Below are 23,265 nucleotides of genomic sequence, written 5' to 3' on the forward strand. Positions count from 1 at the left end.
GAGGCTCGCTTCGCCACAGATCACCCGGCTCAGGTCGCGTAGATAGACCAGAGCTTGTAACATTAAGTACACACCCTGTGCTCGTACCCTCTCGAAACCGTCAAGAGGATTGCGGCACATGACTGTCCTGAGGAGGACCATAGTGGCGAAGGCCAAGTTCGAGCGGACCAAGCCGCACGTAAACATCGGAACGATCGGTCACGTTGACCACGGTAAGACGACTCTTACCGCAGCAATCTCGAAGACTCTTGCAGACCATTTCCCGTCGGCAACGAACGTCCAGCGCGATTACGACCAGATCGACTCCGCACCCGAGGAGCGCCAGCGCGGCATTACCATCAACATCTCGCACGTTGAGTACGAGACCGAAAAGCGCCACTACGCGCACGTTGATGCACCAGGCCACGCTGACTACATCAAGAACATGATCACCGGTGCTGCTCAGATGGACGGCGCAATCCTCGTGGTTGCTGCTACTGACGGCATGATGGCGCAGACCAAGGAGCACATCCTCCTTGCGAAGCAGGTCGGCGTTCCCTACCTCCTCGTTGCACTCAACAAGTGCGACCAGGTCGACGACGAGGAAATCCTCGAGCTCGTCGAGATGGAGGTCCGCGAGGAGCTCTCGAAGCAGGGTTACCCCGGAGACGACGTTCCCGTCGTCCGCGTTTCGGGCTACCAGGCACTCCAGGGCGACGAGAAGTGGGCGAAGTCCATCCTCGAGCTCATGGAAGCTGTCGACAACAGCGTTCCGGACCCCGTCCGTGACCGTGACAAGCCCTTCCTCATGCCTGTCGAGGACGTCTTCACCATCACCGGCCGTGGCACCGTTGTTACGGGCCGCGCCGAGCGTGGAACCCTGAAGATCAACTCTGAGGTCGAGATCGTTGGTCTCCGCCCCACGCAGAAGACCACCGTTACCGGTATCGAGATGTTCCACAAGCAGCTCGACGAAGCATGGGCTGGCGAGAACTGTGGCCTCCTGCTCCGTGGCACGAAGCGTGAAGATGTTGAGCGTGGCCAGGTTGTCGTAGCCCCCGGCTCGATCACCCCGCACACCAACTTCGAGGGCACCGCCTACATCCTGAAGAAGGAAGAGGGCGGCCGTCACAACCCGTTCGAGACGAACTACCGTCCTCAGTTCTACTTCCGTACGACTGACGTGACCGGCGTTATCACGCTGCCCGAGGACAAGCCGATGGTTATGCCCGGCGACACCACCGACATGGTTGTTGAGCTGATCCAGCCCATCGCTATGGAGGATGGCCTCGGCTTCGCAATCCGTGAGGGTGGCCGCACCGTCGGCGCCGGCACGGTGACCAAGGTTATTTCCTAAGTCGCAGCCGTGTAGTCTCTGACTACCTGAAGAACCCCGGGGGGAAACCCCCGGGGTTCTTTGTGTCTTCCGGGGCGCGGGGACAGGGAGAGTGCCCAGCGCGCGCTATCCTTGAATCTATTCCTAACGATCGGGTTACGCCGTTCGTTTCCGGGGCGAGTGCCCACAGACACACGGGAGGGCGCGTGCGGAAGCCAGCGAGTGGCCGGTTTGCACACTTCGTCGAGACGTACGGTGGGTTATACCTGCTCGACGTGATGGCGTGGGCGGTCGGCATCATCATCGCGCTGGTGCTGCGCTTTGACTTCGCGTTCTCGCGGATTCACTGGGGGTGGACCCTCGCAGTGATCGGCGTCGCCGCGGCACTGCAGTTGCTTGGTGGTTGGGCGTTCTGGGTGTACCGCAGCCGGTACCAGATCGGCAGCTTCGACGAGGTGCGTGCCGTGGTCTTCAACGTCACGGCAGTGACGGCTCTCACCTGGGTGTTCGCATTCCTCGTAGGCTACGGCAACGGAATTCCTCGGAGCACGCTCGTGATCGCCGCACCGATTACGTTCTCGCTCATGGGGGTCGCGCGCTATATCCTGCGGATCCTCGCTGAGCGCAGCCTGAAGCCCGCGAGGGCCGAGCGGGTGTTGCTGTACGGCTCCGGGTATCTCGGGGTGCAGACCGCCAAGCGGCTCCTGACCGATGCGAAGTCCGAGTATCTTCCCGTTGGCTTCCTCGACGATGACCCAGCAAAGCGCCACCAAGAGGTTCGCGGAGTAAAGGTGCTCGGCGGGATCAGCGACCTCGATACGGTTGTGCGTGCGACGGGCGCGACGGCTATTTTGGTGTGCATCGGCGACGCCGACGCTGCGATGCTGCGCCGCCTTGACGCAGACGCGGATCGGCTCGGCGTGAATGTCATGGTGTTGCCTCCGCTGAATCAGCTGCTCGACAACTCTGCGGCGATTTCGAACGTGCGTGAGCTGGCGATCGAAGACATTATCGGGCGGCACCCGGTGCGGCTGAACACCGAGTCCATCGCCGACTACCTGCAGGGAAAACGTGTCCTGGTGACGGGTGCCGGCGGCTCGATCGGCTCCGAGCTCTGCCGTCAGCTCATCAACTTTGCGCCGAGCGAACTCATCATGCTCGACCGCGATGAGACCGCCCTCCAGGAAGTGCAGATTTCGATCGCGGGCCACGGACTGCTCGACACCAACGATGTGGTCCTCGCAGACATCCGCGATGAGGTGACCCTGCGCGAGATCTTTGAGGAGCGCAGGCCGGAAGTCGTGTTCCACGCCGCTGCGCTGAAGCACCTGCCGATGCTCGAGCAGTACCCGGATGAAGCCTGGAAGACCAACGTGGTCGGCACGCTCAACGTCTTGAACGCGGCGCGCTCGGTGAACGTCGGAACCTTCGTGAACGTGTCGACCGACAAGGCCGCGAACCCAACCAGCGTGCTTGGTCACTCGAAGCGTGTCGCCGAGAAGCTCACTGGCTGGATGGCCGGGCAGACAGGCGGCAGGTACCTTTCGGTGCGGTTTGGCAACGTCATCGGAAGCCGCGGCTCGATGCTGCCGACGTTCCGGTACCTCATCGAAAAGGGTGGCCCGATCACGGTGACCCACCCGGAGGCCACGAGGTTCTTTATGACAATTCCCGAGGCCTCCCAGCTTGTCATCCAGGCTGGCGGTATCGGGCGTCCGGGCGAGGTGCTCATCCTCGACATGGGGGAGCCCGTGCGCATCCTCGACGTCGCGAAGCGCATGATCGCCCAGTCAGGCAAGGACATCGAGATCGTGTTCACCGGACTGCGGCACGGCGAGAAGCTGCACGAGGTGCTCACCGGCGACGGGGAAGGCAACGAACGTCCCTTCCACCCGAAGATCTCGCATGCCCATATCGGCGTGATCAGTCCGGACATTCTTGACCACGATGGGTGGGTGGCCAGGCTCGACCTCACCCGTGAAGCCGAGGGGCGGATTCATTGAGCATCACCGTGTTCGCAGCGATCGCGGGCGTCGCAACCCTGGTTTTGAGTCTCATACTGCCTGTCGTGGTGCGCCCGCTCCTCGTCAAACTCGGGGTGATGGACGTGCCGAACGAGCGCTCCTCGCACGAGCGTCCGATCCTTCGCGGGCTCGGGCTCGCTGTCCTCGTAGCGATGACGGCTGTGGGGGGAGTGGCAACCGCTACGTCCGCAGTCGCGGATCCTGAGGCCCCGGCCTGGAAGTTCATGCTCATTGTGACACTCGGCTCGCTCTGCGCCCGGCTGCTCGGCTTCAGTGAGGATCTCCGAGGGATCAGCGTGCCCGTGCGCTCGGCGATCCTCCTTCTCATCGCTGTCTCGACGACGGTTGTCTTGCTCTGGCTCGCGCGCACGCTGCCGCTGCCGGAGAACGCGGGGCTCGACGTCGGAACCCTGCCGCTGTGGTTCGTCCTGGTGCTCGGCGTCTACGGCGTCCTCTTCATTTCGAGCTACATCAACGTGGCGAACTTTATGGATGGTCTCAACGGCATCAGTGGGCTCCACGGACTCATTGCCGGGCTCGCCTTCGCGGCGGCGGGAGCCCTGAGCGGCCACGGCTGGCTGCTGGTCATGGGAGTGATCCTTGCTGCGGGCTTCGCCGGCTTTCTACCGTGGAACGTGTCACAACCGGGGGCATTTCTCGGAGATGTTGGTAGCTATCTGCTCGGCGGTGCGGTCGCGATCACCAGTTTCGCGGCCTTCGTCGCCGGTGTCCCGATCCTCGCAACGATCGGCCCGATGGTGATCTACTTCGGCGACGTCGGCACGACGCTCGTGAAGCGGATGCGGAAGGGCCACAAGTGGGACGAGCCCCATAAGGAGCACGCGTACCAGCGGCTGCAGCAGCTCGGGATGCCGCACGTCGCGGCGTCGGCGATCAACGCGGGGTTCACGCTCGCCGCTTCGCTGCTGGGGCTCGCATCGTTCTTTGTCGCCCCAATCTGGTGGTTGCTTCTGCTGGTCGGTGGTCTCGCCCTTGTCGTGCTGTACCAGGTGACACCGCGCCTGCTCGCGAAGAAGTTCGCGGCATAACCCAGCGGCCTCATAGGATGAACCCTGTGAGTGCAACTAGCCGTACCGTTTCTCAGCGCCTTGACGCGCTTCCGTTTACCCGGAAGCACCTGCGTGTGCTTTCAGGTTCCGGCCTCGGCTGGGCGCTGGATGCGATGGATGTTGGGCTGATTTCGTTCATCATCGCGGCGCTCACGCAGCACTGGGGGCTGACGAAGGGCGAGGGCGGGCTCATCGCCTCGGTTGGGTTCCTCGGGATGGCGATCGGCGCGAGCCTGGGCGGTCTCCTCGCGGATCGGATCGGCCGCCGCCAGGTATTCGCAATCACGCTCCTCGTCTACGGCCTCGCAACGGGCGCGAGCGCGCTGGTGGGCGGCCTGGGCCTGCTGCTCATCTTCCGGTTTATCGTTGGCCTGGGTCTTGGCGCAGAGCTGCCCGTCGCCTCAACGTACGTCTCGGAGTTTGCGCCGGCCCGTATCCGGGGCCGCATCATCGTGATCCTCGAAGCCTTCTGGGCGGTGGGCTGGACAGCCTCAGCGATCATCGGGTACTTCGTCGTTCCCGCGTCTGAGAACGGCTGGCGCTGGGCGTTTGTGATTGGCGCGGTGCCCGCGATCTACGCGCTCGTGGTTCGCCTCGGGCTGCCGGAGTCACCGCGGTGGCTGGCGTCCCGGGGGCGCACCGCCGAGGCAGAGCAGATCGTTGCAGAGTTCGAGGAATCGGCCGGCCTCACCGGCGGCACTCCCGCCGCCGCGAACGTCCCACCCGCCGAGCACGGATCGGGTACCGGTGCACCCGATACTGCTGTTGCGGCGCCGGTGAAGAACCGCCTGGCGGCAATTTGGGCGCCCGAGTACCGCACCCGCACAGCCGCGATCTGGGCGGTGTGGTTCTGCGTGAACTTCGCATACTACGGGGCGTTTATCTGGATCCCGAGCATCCTCGTCGACGCGGGCTTTGGGCTCGTGCGCTCCTTCGGGTTCACACTGCTCATTACGCTCGCGCAGCTCCCCGGCTACGCGGTCGCAGCGTGGCTCATCGAGAAGTGGGGGAGGCGGCTCACGCTGTCCGTGTTCCTCGTCGGCTCCGCAGCGTCCGCTGTCGCATTTGGCACGGCCGAGGTCGAGGGTGCGATCATCGGTGCCGGAATGGCGCTGTCGTTCTTCAATCTCGGCGCTTGGGGCGCGCTCTACGCGGTGACGCCAGAGATCTATCCGACGTCGCTCCGCGGCACCGGAGCCGGCTGGGCGGCAGGGTTCGGGCGGGTCGCCTCGATCATCGCGCCGCTGCTCGTTCCGGTGATGCTTGTCGCCGGTGGCGCTGGACTCACCTTCACCGTGTTCGCGGTGTTCTTCATCATTGCTGCCGTGGCTGCTTGGGGGCTCGTCGAGTACCGCGGGAAGGCGCTCGAGGAAGGCTAACCGGGTATCCGGCGGCGCCCATCCCGGCGCCGCTCATGCAGCGGGGAGCCGCCTCGCGGTTGTGGAATCCCGTCAGTGATCGAGCGGTGCTTCGCGCTTGACTGCCTCGAGCGTCACGACGCGGGTGTCCGCGTCGATGGCGGCGTCACGAACGTAACCAGCGTGGATCCGCACCTCCGCGAAGCCCGCGGCTTCGAGCAGCAGCCACATCTCGTTGACGCCCCACAGTCGCAGCGCGAACTGCTCGAGCTCGGTGGTGTCGAGCACCCCGTCGCGCCAGCGCTCGTAGCGGAGTTGCGCGACCGTGGTCTGTGCGACGACATCGACAGACTCGGACACGGCGGTGAGCGTGAGGAGATCGTCTCCGTCCTGCCACGACTTCGCCCACGGGGCAGTTTCCGCGAGCGCGTGCAGCGAGTCAAGATCGAGGATGAGGCGCCCGCCGGGGCGCAGGGCGCGGAAGAAACCGGCCACGATCTCGCGGGTCGCGGCGGGGTCCAGCACGAGCTGGATCGACCCGGCAGGGATCACGACCGCGGCATACTCGGACTCGGCATCGACGGTATCGAAGCGGCCGACCGAGAGCGCAGCCGCGAGTCCGCGGGATTCGCACTCGGCGCGGCAGCGATCCAGCATGTCTTCCGAGGGGTCGGTGCCGACCATCTCCCGTCCGGCCGCGAGGAGCGGGATGAGCACGCGGCCGTTCCCCGCCGCCGGCTCGAGGATCGGCCCCGCCGTACCGCGGAGCAGTTCGGAGTAGAGCTCGACGTCGCCGAAGGATCGCCCGATGGGCTTGTCCGCCTGATAGACGCGTGCGGCGAGGCTTCGGTAGCGGTTCACCAGTGAAGTGTCGGTCATAGATTCAGGCTAGCAATGGCACAGGCACTTCGGCTCATGCCGCGGCGAGCCGAGCCGCGAGTGGCTCCCGCGTGCGTGCGGCGACGGGGAGTGCGGTTGCGGCGAGTGTGAGTGCAAGGCCCACACCCGCAAGCGCCAGCGCATATCCCGCGTTCACGATGGGGATCGCTGGTACGAAGCGGCCAACGGCCGCGGCGCTCACGAGCGCCGTAGCCACGAGCACCGCAGCGGCGAGTAGCGTCGCGGTGACCACGTGGATGACCGCCTGCCAGACGGCGGTCGCGAGCACGGTCCCCGATGAGGCGCCGGTCGCCAGCAGCAACGCCTGCTCAGCGCCCTGGGTGCGGTTGCTCATGAAGATGACCACCGCGGCCCCCACCGCTGCGAGCAGCACGGGCCCGCCGATCATGATCATGACCTGAGCAATACCCAGGGTCACGCCGCGTTCCCCGCCCGCTCGCATCGACGCGTCGAGCGTTGCCGACATCGTGAAGAGGCCCCCGAGGATCGCGGTGCCGGTGAACAGCGGAGTGATGGACGCGGTCGAGCGGCTGAGGTGGTATCTCGCCTGGTGGCGCGCGAGGTGCCACGACGCCGAGGCCCGCGCCGGGATGAGGCTCGTCCAGCCGCGGAGCACGAGCGGGAACAGCAGCGGCCCTGCGGTCACTACGAGCACAGTGAGGACAACCGGGAAGAGGGGAACCCAGCTGAGCAGGTTCGTGGTGTCGCGTGCCTGGAACAGGACCGTGCAGTACCACCAGGTCCCTGCGAGGGCCGCTGCGAGCGCGATCCACCGCCACCATCGCATCCGCTTCGCGTGGGTTTCTGGCTCGCGCAGCGCCGCGAGGGGCGGTGTTCGGCCCGCGGCCCGAGCCGCCCTGAGCCCGCCGAGCATGACCAGCCCCATTGCGGCCGGGATCGTGATGGCGGCGGTGAGCGGGCCGGTGACGACGGGGATGCTCTCGTATCCGCCCGTTCCGTCTTCGAACGCGGCCCGTACAACGGGGCCCGCCAGCGCGGCTGCCGCACCGAAGCCGAGTACACCACCAGCGAGGCCCGCGGCAGCGAGCTGCGTTCCAACGACGAGCGCGGTCTGCCCCGGTGCGACGCCCGCGAGCTGCCAGCGGGCGTAGGTTGGCCTGCCAAGATCGACTGCGAGCCGGGCAACCGCCGCGGTCACCGCGATTGCGGCCGGTGCGCTGAACATGAGGATCGCGGCGGTCCCGCCCGAGAACCCCTCGAGGTATTCGGGGCCGGCGTGTAGGCCGGTTTCCAGCAGGCTGATCGCAACACCGCACGCGAGCGCGGCAACGGTGGCGACCATCACTACACCCACCCAGGTCGTCCAGCCGGCCCGAAGCTCCGCGGCCGCGAGCCGAATCATGCGCGCGCGCCGTTCTCGAGCACCGCGAGAAGTTCGCCCGCGCCCGCGCCCCGCAATTCCATGACGACTGCGCCGTCACGGAGCACGATTGTCCGGTCGGCCCGTGCAGCCGCCGCGAGATCGTGAGTGACCAATACGACGCTGGTGTTTCCGGCAGCGTAGCCGCGCAGCACGTCCAAGACCTGTCCACCCGTGACCGTGTCGAGCGCTCCCGTTGGCTCGTCGGCGAAGACGAGCTGCGGGGCCGCCGCGAGCACCCTGGCGATTGCGACCCGCTGCTGCTCGCCGCCGGACAGCGCGCCCGGGCGCTTCCGCGCGTGCCCCAGCAGGCCGACCTGTGACAGCGCAGCGGTGACATCGGGGGCCCGACGTCTGGCAAGCCGTGCCGGCAGCGCCACGTTCTCGCCGACGCTGAGCGACGGGATGAGGTTGTAGTTTTGAAAGACGAAACCGATCCGGTCGCGCCGCAGCCGGGCCAGCTTGGCTGCTGACAGAGCGTCGGTGCGGATCCCGTCGAAATAGACCTCGCCACTGTCCGGAGTCTCGAGGCCCGCGAGGCAGTACAGCAGCGTTGATTTGCCCGATCCCGATGGGCCGACGATGCTCACCATCTCACCGGGAGCGACCCGCACGTCGATGCCGCGGAGTACGGGGATTGCCGTGCCCCGATTCACCGCGAAACTCTTCGACACCGCAACGCCCTGGAGCAGCGGGGAGGCATGCTGGAGCGGCGCGTCCGGCGCGGAGGTGGGCTGCTGGGGGATTGGCCGCCCCTCACTGAAGAGTGCTGACGGCAACGGGTATGGGACGTGCGTTGAGGAGTTCACTCAGCCAGTACAGCTCCTCGCCGGTGAATGCGCAGTCGCCGAGGGGCGAGGCAAGGGGTATCCCTGGCGCTACCTTTGTGCGTAGGCAACGCGTACCCGGCGTCCCGCCGCGTACGCTGGAGATATGACTACGCGGACGGTATGGCACGCACTCATGCTGCCGCCGTGGCGCTTCCTGCTCTCGCGCTGGCCGTGGGTTGCGCTCGTGTTTGTGTTCACCAGCGCCATCATCTGGGCGGTGCTGCTCGCACTCATCGTGGTGACGCTCCTGCTGCTCCCGATTTGGGCGATCCTGCTCGCGGCGCTGGATCGTCGCAGGCTCCAGCTGCTCGGGCTCCCGAGGCAGGCGAGCGGTCACGTGCAGGTGCCCCGGGAGGAGCGGCGCCACTGGCTGAACATCCGGTTGACCGAGCCAGCGACCTGGCGCGAGGTGCTCTCCTTGCTGACTGGACTCGTCTTTGGGGTCGTGTCACTTACCGTGCTCTTCTTCGAGGTGCTGACACTGGCGGTGCTCATCGCGGCACCGATCGTGGTCGCCCGCTCGGGCACGGCGCTCACCCTCTTCGGCGATGTGACGCTCGCGCCCGACGGCGGGCAGTGGTGGCGGATGGCGTTGCTCGCGCTGCTCGCCCTTGCCCTATTCGCCTACCTCAACGGCCTCATCGCTGCGCTTCACGGCGGGTGTATCCGATGGCTCACAGCCCCGCGAGCGGCGGAGATCGACGAGCGCGTCGCCTCCCTCACACGGTCGCGTGCGACGATCGTCGACGCGCACGATCGGGAACGTCGGCGGATCGAGCGCGACCTGCACGACGGCGTGCAGCAAGAGCTCGTGGCGATAGCCGCGCGCCTGGGGCTACTCGAACTCGAACTCGCGAGTGGTGAGATTCCCGCAGCCCGCGCGGCGCTCGGGGCGGCACAGACGCAGACCGAGCGGGCGCTTGTCGCACTGCGCGACACCGTCCGGGGGATCCACCCCGCCGTGCTGTCTGACCGTGGACTCGCGGCGGCGCTCGAAGAGCTGGCCGGCCGCAGCGTGCTGCCGGTCCGCGTCGAGGATCATGGCTTTCCGCGACTCCCGCCAGCGGCCGAGACGGCCGCCTACTACTTCGTTGCAGAGGCAGTCACGAACGCGACCAAACACACGGCGGCCCCGCGCGTGGTCGTCTCGCTTGCCGCCGATGCACACCGCGCGACGGTTGTTGCGCGCGACAACGGGCACGGCGGCGTGGATCTTGCGGGCGGTACCGGGCTGCGAGGCCTGAGTGAGCGGGCCGAAGCGCTGGGCGGACAGTTGGCGGTGCACAGCCCCGTCGGCGGACCAACGGTGCTCACCCTTGAGTTCCCGTTGCCCACGGTGAGTGCACATGGGGAGGTGGGAGATGCGGATCCTGCTCGCTGACGACGCCGCCCTGCTCCGGGAGGCACTGGGAGCGCTGCTCGAACGGCTCGGCCACGAGATCGTCGCGACCGCCCACGATGCCCCTGACCTCATCGCGCGGTATCGCTCACTGGAGACAGCCCCAGACCTGGTCATCACGGATGTTCGAATGCCGCCGACCCGCACCGATGACGGGCTGCGCGCGGCGCTGGACATTCGGGCGATGTCTCCAGGGCAACCGATCCTCGCGCTCTCGCAGTACGTCGCCGACCGCTACGCTCGGGATCTCCTCACGCTGCCCGAGGGAGCAGTCGGCTATCTGCTCAAAGAACGAGTGAATCGCGTCGCAGATTTCCGGCAGGCCCTCGAGACCGTTGCCGACGGCGGCACGGTCATCGATGCCGAGGTAACGAGGCACCTCCTCCGGCAGGAACGGCCCGGGCCGCTTGAATCGCTGACCGCGCGGGAGCGCGAGGTGCTTGCGCTCATGGCCGAGGGGGCCGCTAACCGCGAGATTGCCACGAAGCTCTTCATCAGTGATGCCGCCGTGCGTAAGCACATCGGGAACATCTTCGCGGGTCTCGGGCTGCAGCCCGCGGACGAGAACCGGCGGGTGCGCGCGATCCTCACGTTCCTGCACGCGCGGTAGGGCGCGTTGCGCTGTATGGCGCAGCAGCGTCCTGAGGATCTCTCTAGAAGACTGAACGGCCGAAGATTTCGTGTTGTCGAAGCCCTTACAAATACCACCGGTGTGTCATTATTGTGCCTCAGTTTGTGGTTATCGTATGTCTCGGTAAACGTTCGGTGGACCACGAAAGATGAGACTTGTGAACAGAGCTGCGCAATCGAGAAGACGCACACGGAGAGGCAGCGGGAGGCTCATATCGGCGGGTGCGACAATCGCCGCCCTGATCGTGGCCGCAATTCCGACGGCAACGCAGGCCGCTGAGGTCAGTGCGATTACAGAGGTGGTGGTGAACCCGGAGAGCCCGGGTGCCCCAATCAGTCTGTGGGGCGGCGTCGAGCTCCAAGCCAAATGGGAGGCCCCAGCTGGTGCAGAAACAGGCGACACGTTTCGCCTCGGGTTTCCCGAAGTGATTACGGGCCTGCCCGCCTCATTCCCACTCAACGATGACGATGATGTGCTCATCGCCACGTGCGAGGTCGGGGAACGCGCGATCGTGTGCACCTTCACCGACTACGTCAAGTGGCACGAGAACGTGACTGGTTCTCTGAACTTCAGCGCGATCGCCACCACCGAAAGCACCGAAGAGATCTGGACATGGACAACCGGGACTTCGCATAAGATCACCACCGTGACTGGCGGTGTCGGCCCGAACGTGCCGGTGCCGCCCAGCAGCAGCGCCAAATACTCCTGGCAAGATACAACCGGCGTCATCGTGTGGCAGCTGAACCTACTCGGCAAGGATCTCCTCACGCCCCAGGGCAACGAGGTGGTGCTCATTGACACATACGATCCGCGCCTCGAACTCGACGAGGCCTCATTCCTCGTGCAGTCGGCGAGTGAAGCAGAGTATGTCAGCGATGATTGGTCGCCGCTCAAGGCTGGACAGTACACCGTGAGTTTTGCTGACAACACCTTCACTCTGACCTTCATTGAGCCTGAGAAGGACCGGTTTTACCGGGTGGCTTACCTCACGCCGGTACCCGTCGGTGCCGCGGTGGGGGACACGTTCAAGAACTCCGTGGTCGCGAACGGGCAGGATTTCATTGACGCCACGTACATACAGCAGGGCGCAGGCGGCAGCGGGAGCGGGGACGAACGGAACGGCGCAGTGCGCTGGCGCAAGGTCGACGGATCGCAGGCGCTGCTGGCTGGTTCTGCCTGGCAGCTCACTGGCCCCGGGGGCGTGATCATCAACGTGGGCGACAACGGCGACAACGACGACGATCCAATGCTCGGAGCGGTCAGCGTTTCCGGGCTGGCGTGGGGAGACTATGTGCTCACCGAGACGCAAGCTCCGGCTGGCCACGAGAAAACTAGTGAAACCTTTACGTTCGAGGTTGGGCCAGGGGCGTTGGAGATCGCGCTCGGTGACATCGTCAACACCCGACAGCTCGGCGAGATCGGGTGGTCAAAGGTGGGGCCGGACGGTGCGCTGCTCGCAGGGTCCGAATGGACGATCACGCCCGATGGTGGGCTGCCGGTGACGGTTATTGACAACGGTGCGAACGACAGTGACCCAGCGCAGGGGCGCGTGAGCGTGACCGGTCTGAGCTGGGGAGACTACGTGCTGACCGAGGTGCGGGCGCCCGACGGATTCGTCCGCTCTGAGGAGCCTATTCCGGTGACGATTTCGGCCGAGCAGCTGCGGGTCGACATCGGGGACCTGGTCAATGCGCCGGAGCCGGAGCCGGAGCCTGAGCCGGAGCCTGAGCCGGAGCCTGAGCCTGAGCCTGAGCCTGAGCCAGAACCGGAGGGCGGCCCAGATGAGCCGATTGCCCCGACGAAACCCGACAGCGGCGACACCGCCACGCCACTCGCGACGAGCGGTGCGCGCGACGCGCAGGGGCTCGCCCTCGCGGGCGGTGCCGTGCTTCTCCTGGGAGTAGCGTTGCTGCTCGGGCGACGACGCGTGAGGTAGCTCCAGCGCCGGTGTGACGTCTACAGTCGGTCGTGTACGAATCGGCCGTCGACGACGGTGGCGGCGACCCCGAGGGTGGCGAGCTCGTCCGGGCTCGCCGCCACCGGATCAGCGTCCCAGATGGTGAGATCTGCCAGGGCGCCCGGGGCGATGAAGCCGCGATCGGTATAGCCGCGTGCCTCTGCCGGCCACCGCGTGTACGCCAAGAGTGCTTCCTCGCCGGTGAGCTGCTGTTCAGGCTCAAACACCGGGGCGCCGACAACGCCGGGAGTGCTGCGGCCACGGGCCCACGCCATGCCGATGCGCGGATCGTAGTGGGCGACCGGCCAGTCGGAGCCGAGGGTCACCCTGGTGCCGCTGGCGAGCACGTCGCGCACACGGTACCCCGTCGCGGCGCGGTCCCCGAGCCGCTGGGCCCAGTTATCGCTCTCGTCTCCGGCCCGCCACTGCATGTGCAGCGGTTGCATCGACGCGGTCACGCCGGAGCCCCGGAGCGCCTCGAGATCGGCATCCGAGAGGACCTCGAGGTGTTCGATTGAGTGCGCGGGAAGCGCGTCGCGCCCGGGGAGCTCAGCGTATGCCGCGAGCACCTGATTCACCGCGAAGTCGCCGACGGCGTGCGTCGCAATGAGCATTCCGGCGTCGTGGTAGGCGCGCACCACCTCGCGGTAGCGGTTCCAGTCCGGCCAGAAGGCGCTCCGTCCGTCGCCGCACGAATCGGGCTGGTGGAGCCAGGCGGTGCCCGTGTCGATGACGCCGTCACTGAAGAGCTTGATGGCTCCGGTCTGCCAGAGGGCGCCCGCGCGGTCCTTCTGCGCGATGACGCGGGCGACTGCCGTGTCGTCGTCGCTCACCGCATGCCAGTGATGGACGACGAGCCGGTGGTCGAGCTCCCCGCGCGCTTCGAGCTCCTCGATGAGGTCAACGGTGTGCTGTTTGCCGTCCATGATCGCCCCGCCGGTGAGCCCGACTGCTGCGAGCGTGCGGAACATGTCACGGAGCGCATCGCGCTCGTCGTCGTGAGAGCGTGCCGGTACGCGGTCGAACACGAGTTGATACGCGGACGGCTCGCGGAGTTCCCCGGTCATCTCGCCGGCAGCGTCGGTGACAACCTCCGAGAGGTCATCGAAGACGGGAGGAGCGGTAACGCCCGCGGCGGCGAGCGCTGCGGCGTTGGCGAGCCCGGAGTGGAGGTCGTAAAACATGGCGGCGAAGGGTCTGCCGCCCGCGGCCTCGTCAAAGAGGCTGCCGAGCACGCCGGTCTCTTCGAACGGCTCGAATTCGAGATTCCAAGCGAGTACCCATGCGTCCGCTGGGAGCGTTGCGGCGTAGTCGGCGACCGCCTGCTGGAGCTCGTCGATGCTGCCGAGGCCACCCAGATCTACCCCGCGGGTGACTTCGACGGCCCAGTGCGGGTGGGTATGCGAGTCGAACAGGCCGGGGGTGATCGTTCGACCCGCTGCGTTGCGCACGGGCAGGCCCGCGGCGGCGGCGAGCGCAGAGATTTCGATGTCGCTGCCGAGCGCGGTGACGCGGCCGCGTTCGACGAGCAGCGCGGTCGCACCCTCGTGGAGTTCGGTGTTGGTGATGAGGCGTGCGCCGGTGAGTGCGAAGCCAGGCTCGGGGGTGTTGGTCATCGGGTGGCCCTCTCTGCTGCGGGTGGCTGGTGGATTGCTGCTGCGGCGCGTTGCCCGCTGAGCACTGCGCCCTCGATCATGCCGGGGAAGGCCGCGTCGACGTCGCCACCGACGATCCACAGCTGCGGGTGCCCGGTTGTGAGCTCGGGAAGCGCCGCGTACTGTCCCGGCCGAGGCACGAACCAGGTGCCGCGGGCGTGCGGATCCGCGTTCCAGTCGTGGCTGAGGCGGGCGCGGATTGTGGCCCCAGGGAAATAGTGCTCGCGGATCGTCTGTTCGAGTGCCTCCGTCAGGAGCGGAAGCTCTGCCGACGGAGTGAGGCCGACGCAGAGCGTGCCGCCGTCTGCGAGGATCGCCTCAGAACGGAAGTAGCCGTAGGGGCCGTGAGAGGCGAACACTCGGAAGTGTGCGGGGATGCCGTCGATGACGAGCCAGTCCTTGTGTGATGCCCCGGCGTGCCCGTCCGCGAGGAGTGGGGCGAAGCTGCCGAGGAGCTTGTCGTCGAATTCGATGTCTGCGAGGCAGTTGAGGGGAGCTGCGACGATGACCCGTGCTGCCGAGTACACGCCACCGTCAGCGGTCTCCACACGAAATTCGCCGCGGTCATGGCGAACCGCCGTGACGCGCGTGCCGAGCGCGACGGTCGCGGTCACGCGAGCGCTGAGCGCGTCAACGAGCGCCTGCGTGGTTCCAGAAACCTGCGTGTGGTAGTGCTCGGGGTCGGCAATGTCCGCAACGTCGAGGAGTAGGTGACCAGCGTCGACAGCGTCGAGCGGGGCGCCGGCAAGGTAGCGCTGCATAGCTCGTTGCCAGTCCTCGATGAGTGGCGACGGAGCCCGGTCGGTGGCGGCTGCTGCCTGGAATACAGCCTCCGCGGTGAGCGGTTCCGTTGCCGCTTCGGTGATCGCCGCGAAGCTGTCGAGCGCCGCTGTGAGCTCGCCGAGCTGCGTGGTCGTGAGCTCGCGCTGCACCGCTGGCCCGGTGCGGAAGTGGGTCAGCCAGTGAACAACATCGGGGGACTCGACCGTGGAGATGCCGAGCTCAGATAGCAGCGCGAAGGTCTGCGCGAACGAGGGGAGAAGCCACGTGCCACCCATGTCGACGGCGCGGTCTGCGGCATCCCAGTGCTGTCCGTAGGTGCGACCGCCGAGACGATCCGCTGATTCGAGCAGCGTGACCCGGAGGTCGCTGTCGCGCAGTCCGTCTGCGGCGCTGAGCCCAGCGAGCCCGCCGCCGATGATGATGACGTCGGCCGATGTGTCAGGGGCCGGGGTGGTGCGCACGGAAGACTCCCTCGTCTTGGAAATGGTGGGTGCCCTGCAATGGGTATCTACGAGTTGAAGATATAGTGCGTGCGCGTGGCCTGTCAACACTCATGACACGGTCCACGCGTCTGGGTCAGCGACGTGCAGCGTCAGACAAACTGCGCACGGTGTCGCGCAGACGCTCGACTGGCTGCCCCTCGGAGGCGTCACGGTCGCGGAGCAGGCGTCCCAGGGTGTGCGCCCCCGCCAGCTCGATGGCTGCCGGGTCAAACAGCGCATGCCAGCTCATATGCTCAAAGATGAGCGAGAAGATGACCTGTTCGATGTCGAGCAGCAGCTGCATCGCCCGTTCGCCCGACACCCCAGCGGCCTGCGCGCCGTGCAGGAACGCCTCGTAGATCTGCAGCGTGAGCGGGTCGGTGATCTTGTGAAGAAAGAACACCGAATTCGCCTGCCCCAGGGGGTTGAACGCGCGGTAGTAGGTGGTTGCGAACTCGACCGTCGCCTCCTCCCACGGGAGGCGCTCGAACACGGCAGGGTCAACGGCCGAGAGGAGCGACCCGCGTGCCGCGTTCACCGCGTCGCCAATCGTGCTCATGTGGTGGTAGAGCGTCTGCGAACGCACATCGAGCTCGGCCGCGATCCGCGAGACTGTCAAACCGTTCGCGCCATGCGCGCGCAGGGCGGCGACGGTGGCCTCGCCAATGCGCGTGCGGTTGAGTACCTCGGTGCCCCGCTTTGGGCGACCTGCTGTGCGTCGTGCTTCACTCACGCGGCGAGTTTACCTCCCCGTGTGTTTGGCATCCGCCACATGACGCTCACGCCATCGGCAACGCCCGACAGCGCGTGCTGATGCTCGAATCCGAGTCGGCGGTAGAGTTGCGCGCTCCGCTCGGTCGTGGCCTCAAGAGAAGCGATGCAGCCGCTCTCGTCGACCGTTTCGAGGCGGTGCTCGATGAGTCGAGTCCCGACTCCGCGACCTCGCGCCTCCCCGCATGTGCCGACATCGACGAGGTGCCAGTGCGGCTCACCGGGGTGTTTGCCCGCCCCAGCGGCCTCGTACGCATCGAGCACGCGCAGGCCTCGGCGCCCAACGCCGCGTAGCACGCCCGGCGTTGCCGGCAGGCCAGCGAACCAACGTGACACGTGGCCCGGAGGCTCCCAGAGCGCGACTCCGAGCAGCTTGCCGGAGCGCGGATCGACCGCGGTGTCGACCGTGTCGATGCCGGTGAGCCGCATACTCCACACGAAGTAGTCGGCGATCTTCCGCTGCCGATGCAGCGTGCCGAGCGGCAGCATCTGCGTGATGATGGGCTCGTCAGTGAACGCTTCTGCCAGCACTGCCGCTGCTTCGCGCACGCGCTTGGGCTCGAGGGTCTGTATTTGCACTGTTTCTCCTAACCGAACCCGCCATTGGGTCGGAACGACATCCGCGACCATGCTACTGGTGTGCCGCTGGAGGAACGCGGGAAGGCTCGCCAGCGGGCGCAATTACTAGCCCTCGGTGGGTCGCACGAGGGAGCGCATCGGCGACAGCGTGATGCTCGCGTCGGCCCGACCACAGGCGAGCTCGATGTATGTCGCGGCGTTCCCGAGTGACGTCGCCATCGCGGTGCGGCGTTGCGGGTCTGGGGCGGCTCGAAGTGCGGTGAGATGCTCGGCCGCCTGCGGGAGGAGTGTCCTCACGTCTTTTGGGCCGGGCTGGTCGCTCAGCTGCAGCCACTGGGCGATTGCGGACTCCACTGCCTCCGGGATGTCATCGGCGCTCGGGGTAGCGGTTCGGGCCACCATGAGGTCGTTCCAACTCGACTCGAACCCGGTGCACAGTGCGGCAACGTCCTTCGGGCCGTAGAACACTCGGCCGGCGAAACCTGCGATGACCATGATGGCTGCCGCCACGATGGCCCCAGAGACGACGACGGCTTGGAGCCGAAACCCCGTACTGGGAGCGATAGGCGTCGGGTGCTCCGCTGGGCTCATGTCTGTACCTTAGTTGCACGGCTCACAAGACGAAAGTGGGCCCGGGGGAACAACACCCGAAGGTGGCATTCGCCCGAACCCACTCGGCAGAGGATCGCGCGGTGCAGCTACATGACGCTGTGCCTACGCGATGCCGTGCCTACTCGGTGACGCGGCGGCGGCTGCGGACGACGAGGTATGCGCCGGCGCCGAGGATTGCCGTGGCCGCGATCGCAATTCCGGCAATGCTGCCACCGGTGGCCGCGAGGTCTGGCTGCTCGCTCGCTGCGGGATCCTTCGCTGCGGGATCCTTCTCTGCGTCCGGCTTCTCCTCGCCAGGCTTCTCCTCGCCAGGCTTTTCTTCGCCCGGGTTCTCGCCGCCGGTTGACGGCGCCGCGGTGACTGAGACCGGCTGGCTCAACTCGGTGCCATCCGCGCGGACCGCGACGACCGTGTGCTCGCCGGCCGGCGTGGTCGCTGGGATGGTGAGCTCGTGGGAGAACGCGCCGGCCTCGTCAGCGTTCGTCGTTCCAAGCGCCTGCGGTGCAGAGCGGAGCTCGAACGCGAGCTCCTCGTGCGCGGCGAAACCGGTTCCCGTGGCGGTCAGCGGCTTTCCTGCCTCAACGGTGGTGCCGGAGAGCGCAAACTCTGCTGGGGCGGCCGGTACATCTGCCTGGCTGACGCGAACCTGGTCGATCACCCAGAATGCAGCGTTGGTGGCGGCGTATTCGAAGTGGAGGCTTGCAGTCTGCGGCAGCTCGCCGTTCTCACCACGCGGCAGGTCGAGAGTGAAGCGCTCAACGCGGTTCACCGGGTTTAGGCGGCTGCCCTCGGGCTGGTACGTCACCAGCTCGTGCGGTGCGATACCCGACGCTTCGTCAAACGCGACCCACACAATGGCCTTCTGGGGATCGTCAACGGCGTAATCCGAGACAAAGGAGATGTCGAGCTTCTCGCTGCCGTTCAGCTCATAGGCCGGGCTCTTGAGCGTTGAATCGAAGGTGTTGCCACCCTTCGGGCTCACGTCTGCCCACTCATCTGAATCGGCAACGGCGAACACGTTGCGCGAGTGGACATTGTTCTCGCGGTACTGGCCGAGCTCGACGTTTGAGAAGAAATCGTCGGTCATGAACGTCCAGCCGCTGAACTCCGGTGCGCCGCCCGAGGGCATCTTCGAGTTATCAATCGACCAGCCTTCGGGGGCGGTGTTCGTCCACCCGAGCAGGTTCTCCGGGCCCTGTTCCTGCACGGCAGGCTGAAGCAGCGGGCGGAGCGAATCGAAGTCGTCCGGCTGAATGTCGTGAATGACGGAGCCGTCGAGCTCCCAAGCCGGATCGTTGGCGATCCCGATGTGCGAGAGCACCGACGGGGCGATATCTGAGATCTTGACGTCGTGGCGCTCGGTTCCCGGCGCGAAGTGGCTGCCCTGTGCTGCGACGAACGTCTTGCGCTCGAGCTTGGTCGAGTCGCCGTGGCCACCGGTGGGCTTGTGGCCGTGATCAGAGGTGATCACAATCATCCAGTCCTCGGAGTGGTAGCTGGCGCGGGACTTGATGGTCTCGACCATCTGCGCGATCTGGCCATCAGCCTTGAGGAGCGCCTCACGGTACGCCTGCGATGTCGCGCCGGAGCCGTGTCCTGCGCCGTCAACCTCGTCGAGGTGTACGAAGAGGTCATCGGTCGCGGGGGCCGCGAGCGTCTCGACGGCGGCCTGGGTGGTGAGGGTGTCGTTCGCGAACTGTGCGCGGCTATCAACGGCTGCACCGAAAATAGTTGTCGAGATGGGGCCCCAGGTGCCGACGACATTCGTGCTGCGATCCGGGAGGTTCTGCTCGACGCGAGTGAGGTAATCGGGGAACTTGTCGTACTGAGGGTTCGTGAAGTTGTTGTTCACGACATTGTGCTTTGTCGGCCAGGTGCCCGTCGCGATTGTCGACCAGCCGGGGCCGGAGACGGTAGGCGCCATCGGGTTGCCTGGCAGGTTGCTCGTGCCGGTGAGGCCGCCGTTGCGAATAGCGGTGACCGTCGGGGTGGACTCGGGCGACATGATGTCAAAGGATGCGCCGTCGATGCCGACCACGAGGGTCTTCGGGGTTTTCGCGCCCTCGGCAGCGGGAGTGTCAGCCTGCGCGGGGCTTGCGACTGCGCCGCCGACGCCGGTCGCGCCGAGCAGCAGGGCAGCAGCGGCAACCGCCATTGAATGTTTCTTCACGTGTGTCTCCAAAGAAGTGGGTGAGGCCGCGAGACCGGGGCCCGATGACTGAGTGTTCCGTGAGAAAGAAGTCAATACAAGATGAAAACCCGGCGGTCCAGGAACCTTCAAGGACTGGCCAAGTGGTGTTTCCACGCAGGACAGCCAGCGGTAACTTTGGGGTCGGCGCGGACCGGGGCGAGGGTGGTCGGTGGCATCTGCCACGCGGCCGGAACGGGGGTTGCGTGATACCCTTAGGGGGTATACAGTTGCACTGTTGGTGATACCCGGAGGGGGTATCCGGAAGGTGAGGAGAAACATCATGGCTACGACCGAATTTCAGGTAACCGGGATGACCTGCTCGCACTGCGAAATGTCGATTCGCGAAGAAGTGAGCCAGATCGACGGTGTCGCAGACATCGCCGTGAGCGCCGCAACGGGCAAGCTCGAGGTGAGCACGACCGGTGACGTCACCGACGCAGCCGTCATCGCAGCCGTCGCCGAGGCCGGATATGAGGCGGTGCGCGCCTCGTGAGCACCGCAGCCCGCCTGACGCTGTACGGCGCCGGACTCGTGGTGGCCTTTGGCGCCGCGTTCGGTCTCGCGAGCGTCATCGTGCCAGAGAGCTTTGTCGCTGACTGGATCGCCTCGGGTGAGCAGTCTGAACACGCGCCCACGGCCGCTGAGCAGACACCGGAATCTGCTGCGCACTAGCCCCAACGGGCATGCGTCGCTGAACTGAAGAATAGGAAGAAGAGATGAGTACATCTGCGCTCCCGAGTGCACACACCGGTGTCGAACTAGAAATTGGCGGCATGACCTGCGCTTCGTGCGCGAACCGCATCGAGAAGAAACTCAACAAGCTCGACGGCGTCGTCGCGACAGTCAACTACGCGACCGAGAAGGCAAAGGTCACCGTGCCCGAGGGCTACGATCCCGCGCTGCTCATCGCCGAGGTCGAGAAGACGGGCTACTCAGCGGCAATGCCCGCGCCGAAGAACGCCAAGGCAGACACTTCGGGCGGCGAGGGCCAGGAAGAGGACGCAGAACTCACCTCGCTCAGGCACCGACTCATCGGTTCAGTGATCCTGACTGTTCCCGTCATCGCGATGGCGATGATCCCCGCGCTGCAGTTCACGTACTGGCAGTGGGCCTCGCTCGCGCTTGCCGCACCCGTGATCGTGTGGGCGGCGTGGCCGTTCCACAAGGCGGCCTGGACGAACCTCAAGCACGGTGCGGCAACCATGGACACGCTCATCTCGATGGGCACCTCCGCCGCGTTCCTCTGGTCGCTCTACGCGCTGTTCCTCGGAACCGCAGGCGTGCCCGGCATGACGCACCCCTTCGAGTTCACGCTCGCTCCGTCTGACGGTGCCGCGAACATCTACCTCGAGGTGGGCGCGGGAGTGACGATGTTCATTCTCGCCGGTCGCTACTTCGAGAAGCGCTCGCAGAAGCAGGCCGGTGCCGCGCTGCGCGCACTGCTTGAGCTCGGCGCGAAGGAAGTCGCGGTGCTCCGCGGGGGAGTCGAGACCAAGATCCCCGTTGAGGATCTGCAGGTCGGCGACGAGTTCGTCGTGCGCCCCGGCGAGAAGATCGCGACCGATGGCGTCGTCGTCTCAGGCACCAGCGCGGTCGACGCCTCCATGCTCACGGGCGAGGCTGTCCCCGTCGAGGTCGCAGCGGGCGACACCGTCACCGGCGCGACCACGAACGTCGGCGGACGCCTCGTCGTGCGCGCCAGCCGCATCGGCTCTGACACGCAGCTCGCGCAGATGGCGAAGCTCGTCGAAGACGCGCAGACCGGCAAGGCCGAGGTCCAGCGCCTCGCTGACCGAATCTCCGGTATCTTCGTGCCGATCGTCATCATGGTCGCGGCCGTCACGCTCGGCGGCTGGCTCGGAGCCGGCTTCCCCGTCTCCGCGGCCTTCACCGCGGCCGTCGCCGTGCTCGTGATCGCGTGCCCGTGCGCCCTGGGTCTCGCGACCCCGACCGCGCTGCTCGTCGGCACCGGCCGTGGCGCCCAGATGGGCGTGCTCATCAAGGGCCCCGAGGTGCTCGAATCGACCCGCAAGGTCGACACCGTCGTGCTCGACAAGACCGGCACCGTCACCACCGGCAAGATGACCCTCGTTGACGTCGTCACCGAGCCCGGTGCGGACCGCGCCGAGCTGCTTCGCCTCGCCGGCGCACTCGAGGACGCCTCCGAACACCCGATCGCACAGGCGATCGCAAAGGGTGCCACGCAGGAGGTCGGAACGCTGCCGCAGGTCGAGGGATTTGCGAACATCGAGGGCAAGGGTGTGCAGGGCGTCGTCGACGGCCACGCCGTGCTCGTCGGCCGCGAGTCGCTGCTCGCCGAATGGTCGCTGGCGTTGAGCCCCGCGCTCGCCGCAACCAAGGCGCGCGCCGAGGGCGAAGGCAAGACCGTCGTCGCTGTCGGCTGGGACGGGCAAGCCCGCGGCATCATGATCGTCGCAGACACGGTGAAGCCATCGAGCATGCAGGCCATCAAGGAGCTCAAGGCGCTCGGGCTGCAGCCGATCCTGCTCACCGGCGACAATGAGGCGGTCGCGCGCCACATCGCCGCCGAGGTCGGGATCGACGAGGTCATCGCCGAGGTGCTCCCGCAGGACAAGGTCGACGTCGTCAAGCGGTTGCAGGACGGGGGCAAGATCGTCGCGATGGTCGGCGACGGCGTGAACGACGCCCCCGCGCTCGCGCAGGCCGACCTCGGTCTCGCGATGGGAACCGGCGCCGACGTCGCGATCGAGGCCTCGGACATCACGCTCGTGCGTGGCGACCTGCGGAGCGCGGTCGACGCGATCCGCCTCTCCCGCAAGACGCTCTCGACAATCAAGACGAACCTGTTCTGGGCATTCGCCTACAACGTCGCGGCTATTCCGGTCGCAGCGCTCGGCATGCTCAACCCGATGCTCGCCGGGGCAGCGATGGCGCTCTCGAGCGTCTTCGTCGTGGGCAACAGCCTGCGCCTGCGCGCGTTCAAGAGCGTCGCGGCGTAGCCGCCGCACGCACCCCGCTTTACGCACACCACTACGAAGGGATTCATCCGCATGACCGAAACCACCGAAACCACACCGGCAGCATCGAGCTGTTGCAGCACCTCCGCAGCGCCTGCCGCGGTAGCCGCAAACGGCCGCGAGAACCTCATGGGCGGCGGCACCGCCGACGACATGACGACCTGCCCGGTGATGGTCGGCAGCCCGGTGAGTAAGGCGCAGGCCGAGGCCGTCGGCCTCTACCGCGACTTCGCAGGCGAGCGCTATTACTTCTGCTGCGCAGGATGCGGGCCAGCGTTTGATTCCGATCCCGCGAAGTACGCCGCCAACATGGCGTAATCGCACGCCA

20 protein-coding genes are annotated in these 23,265 nt (G+C 66.4%); 11 read left to right on the forward strand and 9 right to left on the reverse strand.

The features are described 5' to 3' along the window. Positions 1-142 precede the first annotated feature (142 nt). From tuf to AUL38_RS06820, 4 genes are all read left to right on the forward strand, one after another. Entirely contained in the window at positions 143-1,336 is a 1,194-nt protein-coding gene (gene tuf, locus AUL38_RS06805) for an elongation factor Tu (protein WP_059060423.1), read from the forward strand. Between the two features lie 185 nt (positions 1,337-1,521). After that, a complete protein-coding gene (locus AUL38_RS06810; protein ID WP_059060425.1) occupies positions 1,522-3,318 on the forward strand; it encodes a nucleoside-diphosphate sugar epimerase/dehydratase in 1,797 nt (598 codons plus the stop codon). Then, positions 3,315-4,388, forward strand: coding sequence for a UDP-phosphate alpha-N-acetyl-D-fucosaminephosphotransferase (locus AUL38_RS06815; protein ID WP_235590639.1), 1,074 nt, complete (start codon positions 3,315-3,317; stop codon positions 4,386-4,388). The genes AUL38_RS06810 and AUL38_RS06815 overlap by 4 nt, the downstream gene beginning before the upstream one ends. 17 nt (positions 4,389-4,405) lie before the next feature. Next, positions 4,406-5,788 carry an MFS transporter gene (locus AUL38_RS06820; protein WP_059060427.1) on the forward strand — a complete coding sequence of 461 codons (1,383 nt, stop codon included), beginning with the start codon at positions 4,406-4,408 and terminating at the stop codon, positions 5,786-5,788. A gap of 72 nt (positions 5,789-5,860) precedes the next feature. On the opposite strand, the gene AUL38_RS06825 is transcribed toward AUL38_RS06820, so the two are convergent. Genes AUL38_RS06825 through AUL38_RS06835 form a run of 3 tightly spaced genes read right to left on the reverse strand, consistent with a single transcriptional unit; the run spans position 5,861 to position 8,857 of the window. Further along, complete coding sequence (locus AUL38_RS06825) at positions 5,861-6,646, reverse strand: class I SAM-dependent methyltransferase (RefSeq protein WP_059060429.1); 786 nt, start codon at positions 6,644-6,646, stop codon at positions 5,861-5,863. 34 nt (positions 6,647-6,680) lie between these two features. Further along, positions 6,681-8,030, reverse strand: a complete 1,350-nt coding sequence (locus tag AUL38_RS06830) for a hypothetical protein (RefSeq protein ID WP_059060431.1) — start codon at positions 8,028-8,030, stop codon at positions 6,681-6,683. Then, positions 8,027-8,857, reverse strand: coding sequence for an ABC transporter ATP-binding protein (locus tag AUL38_RS06835; protein WP_201023703.1), 831 nt, complete (start codon positions 8,855-8,857; stop codon positions 8,027-8,029). The genes AUL38_RS06830 and AUL38_RS06835 overlap by 4 nt, the downstream gene beginning before the upstream one ends. Before the next feature lie 124 nt (positions 8,858-8,981). Here AUL38_RS06835 and AUL38_RS06840 point away from each other — a divergent pair, with 124 nt between their 5' ends. The 3 genes from AUL38_RS06840 to AUL38_RS06850 all read left to right on the forward strand — a co-directional run bounded on the left by AUL38_RS06840 (position 8,982) and on the right by AUL38_RS06850 (position 12,844). Next, complete coding sequence (locus AUL38_RS06840) at positions 8,982-10,259, forward strand: histidine kinase (protein ID WP_083506670.1); 1,278 nt, start codon at positions 8,982-8,984, stop codon at positions 10,257-10,259. After that, positions 10,240-10,887 (forward strand): response regulator transcription factor, encoded by a 648-nt coding sequence (locus AUL38_RS06845; RefSeq protein ID WP_059060435.1) that lies wholly within the window; start codon positions 10,240-10,242, stop codon positions 10,885-10,887. The genes AUL38_RS06840 and AUL38_RS06845 overlap by 20 nt, the downstream gene beginning before the upstream one ends. A gap of 265 nt (positions 10,888-11,152) precedes the next feature. Next, positions 11,153-12,844 carry a SpaA isopeptide-forming pilin-related protein gene (locus AUL38_RS06850; protein WP_059060437.1) on the forward strand — a complete coding sequence of 564 codons (1,692 nt, stop codon included), beginning with the start codon at positions 11,153-11,155 and terminating at the stop codon, positions 12,842-12,844. A 20-nt stretch (positions 12,845-12,864) separates the two neighbouring features. Here AUL38_RS06850 and AUL38_RS06855 read toward each other — a convergent pair whose 3' ends face one another. The 6 genes from AUL38_RS06855 to AUL38_RS06880 all read right to left on the reverse strand — a co-directional run bounded on the left by AUL38_RS06855 (position 12,865) and on the right by AUL38_RS06880 (position 19,917). Next, on the reverse strand, positions 12,865-14,481 hold the full coding sequence (locus AUL38_RS06855) for an amidohydrolase (RefSeq protein ID WP_059060439.1): 1,617 nt from the start codon (positions 14,479-14,481) through the stop codon (positions 12,865-12,867). Then, positions 14,478-15,764, reverse strand: a complete 1,287-nt coding sequence (locus AUL38_RS06860; protein ID WP_059060442.1) for an NAD(P)/FAD-dependent oxidoreductase — start codon at positions 15,762-15,764, stop codon at positions 14,478-14,480. The genes AUL38_RS06855 and AUL38_RS06860 overlap by 4 nt, the downstream gene beginning before the upstream one ends. Before the next feature lie 115 nt (positions 15,765-15,879). Beyond that, a complete protein-coding gene (locus AUL38_RS06865; RefSeq protein WP_059060444.1) occupies positions 15,880-16,518 on the reverse strand; it encodes a TetR/AcrR family transcriptional regulator in 639 nt (212 codons plus the stop codon). Further along, a complete protein-coding gene (locus AUL38_RS06870; RefSeq protein WP_161937414.1) occupies positions 16,515-17,135 on the reverse strand; it encodes a GNAT family N-acetyltransferase in 621 nt (206 codons plus the stop codon). Before AUL38_RS06870 ends, AUL38_RS06865 begins: the two co-directional genes overlap by 4 nt. 105 nt (positions 17,136-17,240) lie before the next feature. Beyond that, positions 17,241-17,726: a hypothetical protein gene (locus AUL38_RS06875; protein WP_059060447.1), complete on the reverse strand. Its 486-nt coding sequence runs from the start codon at positions 17,724-17,726 to the stop codon at positions 17,241-17,243. A gap of 139 nt (positions 17,727-17,865) precedes the next feature. Beyond that, on the reverse strand, positions 17,866-19,917 hold the full coding sequence (locus AUL38_RS06880; protein WP_235590640.1) for an alkaline phosphatase family protein: 2,052 nt from the start codon (positions 19,915-19,917) through the stop codon (positions 17,866-17,868). A 301-nt stretch (positions 19,918-20,218) separates the two neighbouring features. Between AUL38_RS06880 and AUL38_RS06885 the strand changes: the two genes are divergently transcribed. Genes AUL38_RS06885 through AUL38_RS06900 form a run of 4 tightly spaced genes read left to right on the forward strand, consistent with a single transcriptional unit; the run spans position 20,219 to position 23,255 of the window. After that, positions 20,219-20,431, forward strand: coding sequence for a heavy-metal-associated domain-containing protein (locus AUL38_RS06885; RefSeq protein WP_059060451.1), 213 nt, complete (start codon positions 20,219-20,221; stop codon positions 20,429-20,431). Further along, positions 20,428-20,610 (forward strand): hypothetical protein, encoded by a 183-nt coding sequence (locus tag AUL38_RS06890; RefSeq protein WP_059060454.1) that lies wholly within the window; start codon positions 20,428-20,430, stop codon positions 20,608-20,610. Before AUL38_RS06885 ends, AUL38_RS06890 begins: the two co-directional genes overlap by 4 nt. 44 nt (positions 20,611-20,654) lie before the next feature. After that, the gene (locus AUL38_RS06895) at positions 20,655-22,919 is read left to right on the forward strand and encodes a cation-translocating P-type ATPase (protein ID WP_059060456.1); all 2,265 of its coding nucleotides are present in this window, start codon (positions 20,655-20,657) and stop codon (positions 22,917-22,919) included. A 51-nt stretch (positions 22,920-22,970) separates the two neighbouring features. Further along, positions 22,971-23,255 carry a YHS domain-containing protein gene (locus tag AUL38_RS06900; RefSeq protein WP_059060458.1) on the forward strand — a complete coding sequence of 95 codons (285 nt, stop codon included), beginning with the start codon at positions 22,971-22,973 and terminating at the stop codon, positions 23,253-23,255. The last annotated feature ends 10 nt before the right edge of the window (positions 23,256-23,265 follow it).

The sequence above is a fragment of the Leucobacter sp. G161 genome (assembly GCF_001482305.1).
Classification (GTDB): Bacteria; Actinomycetota; Actinomycetes; order Actinomycetales; family Microbacteriaceae; genus Leucobacter.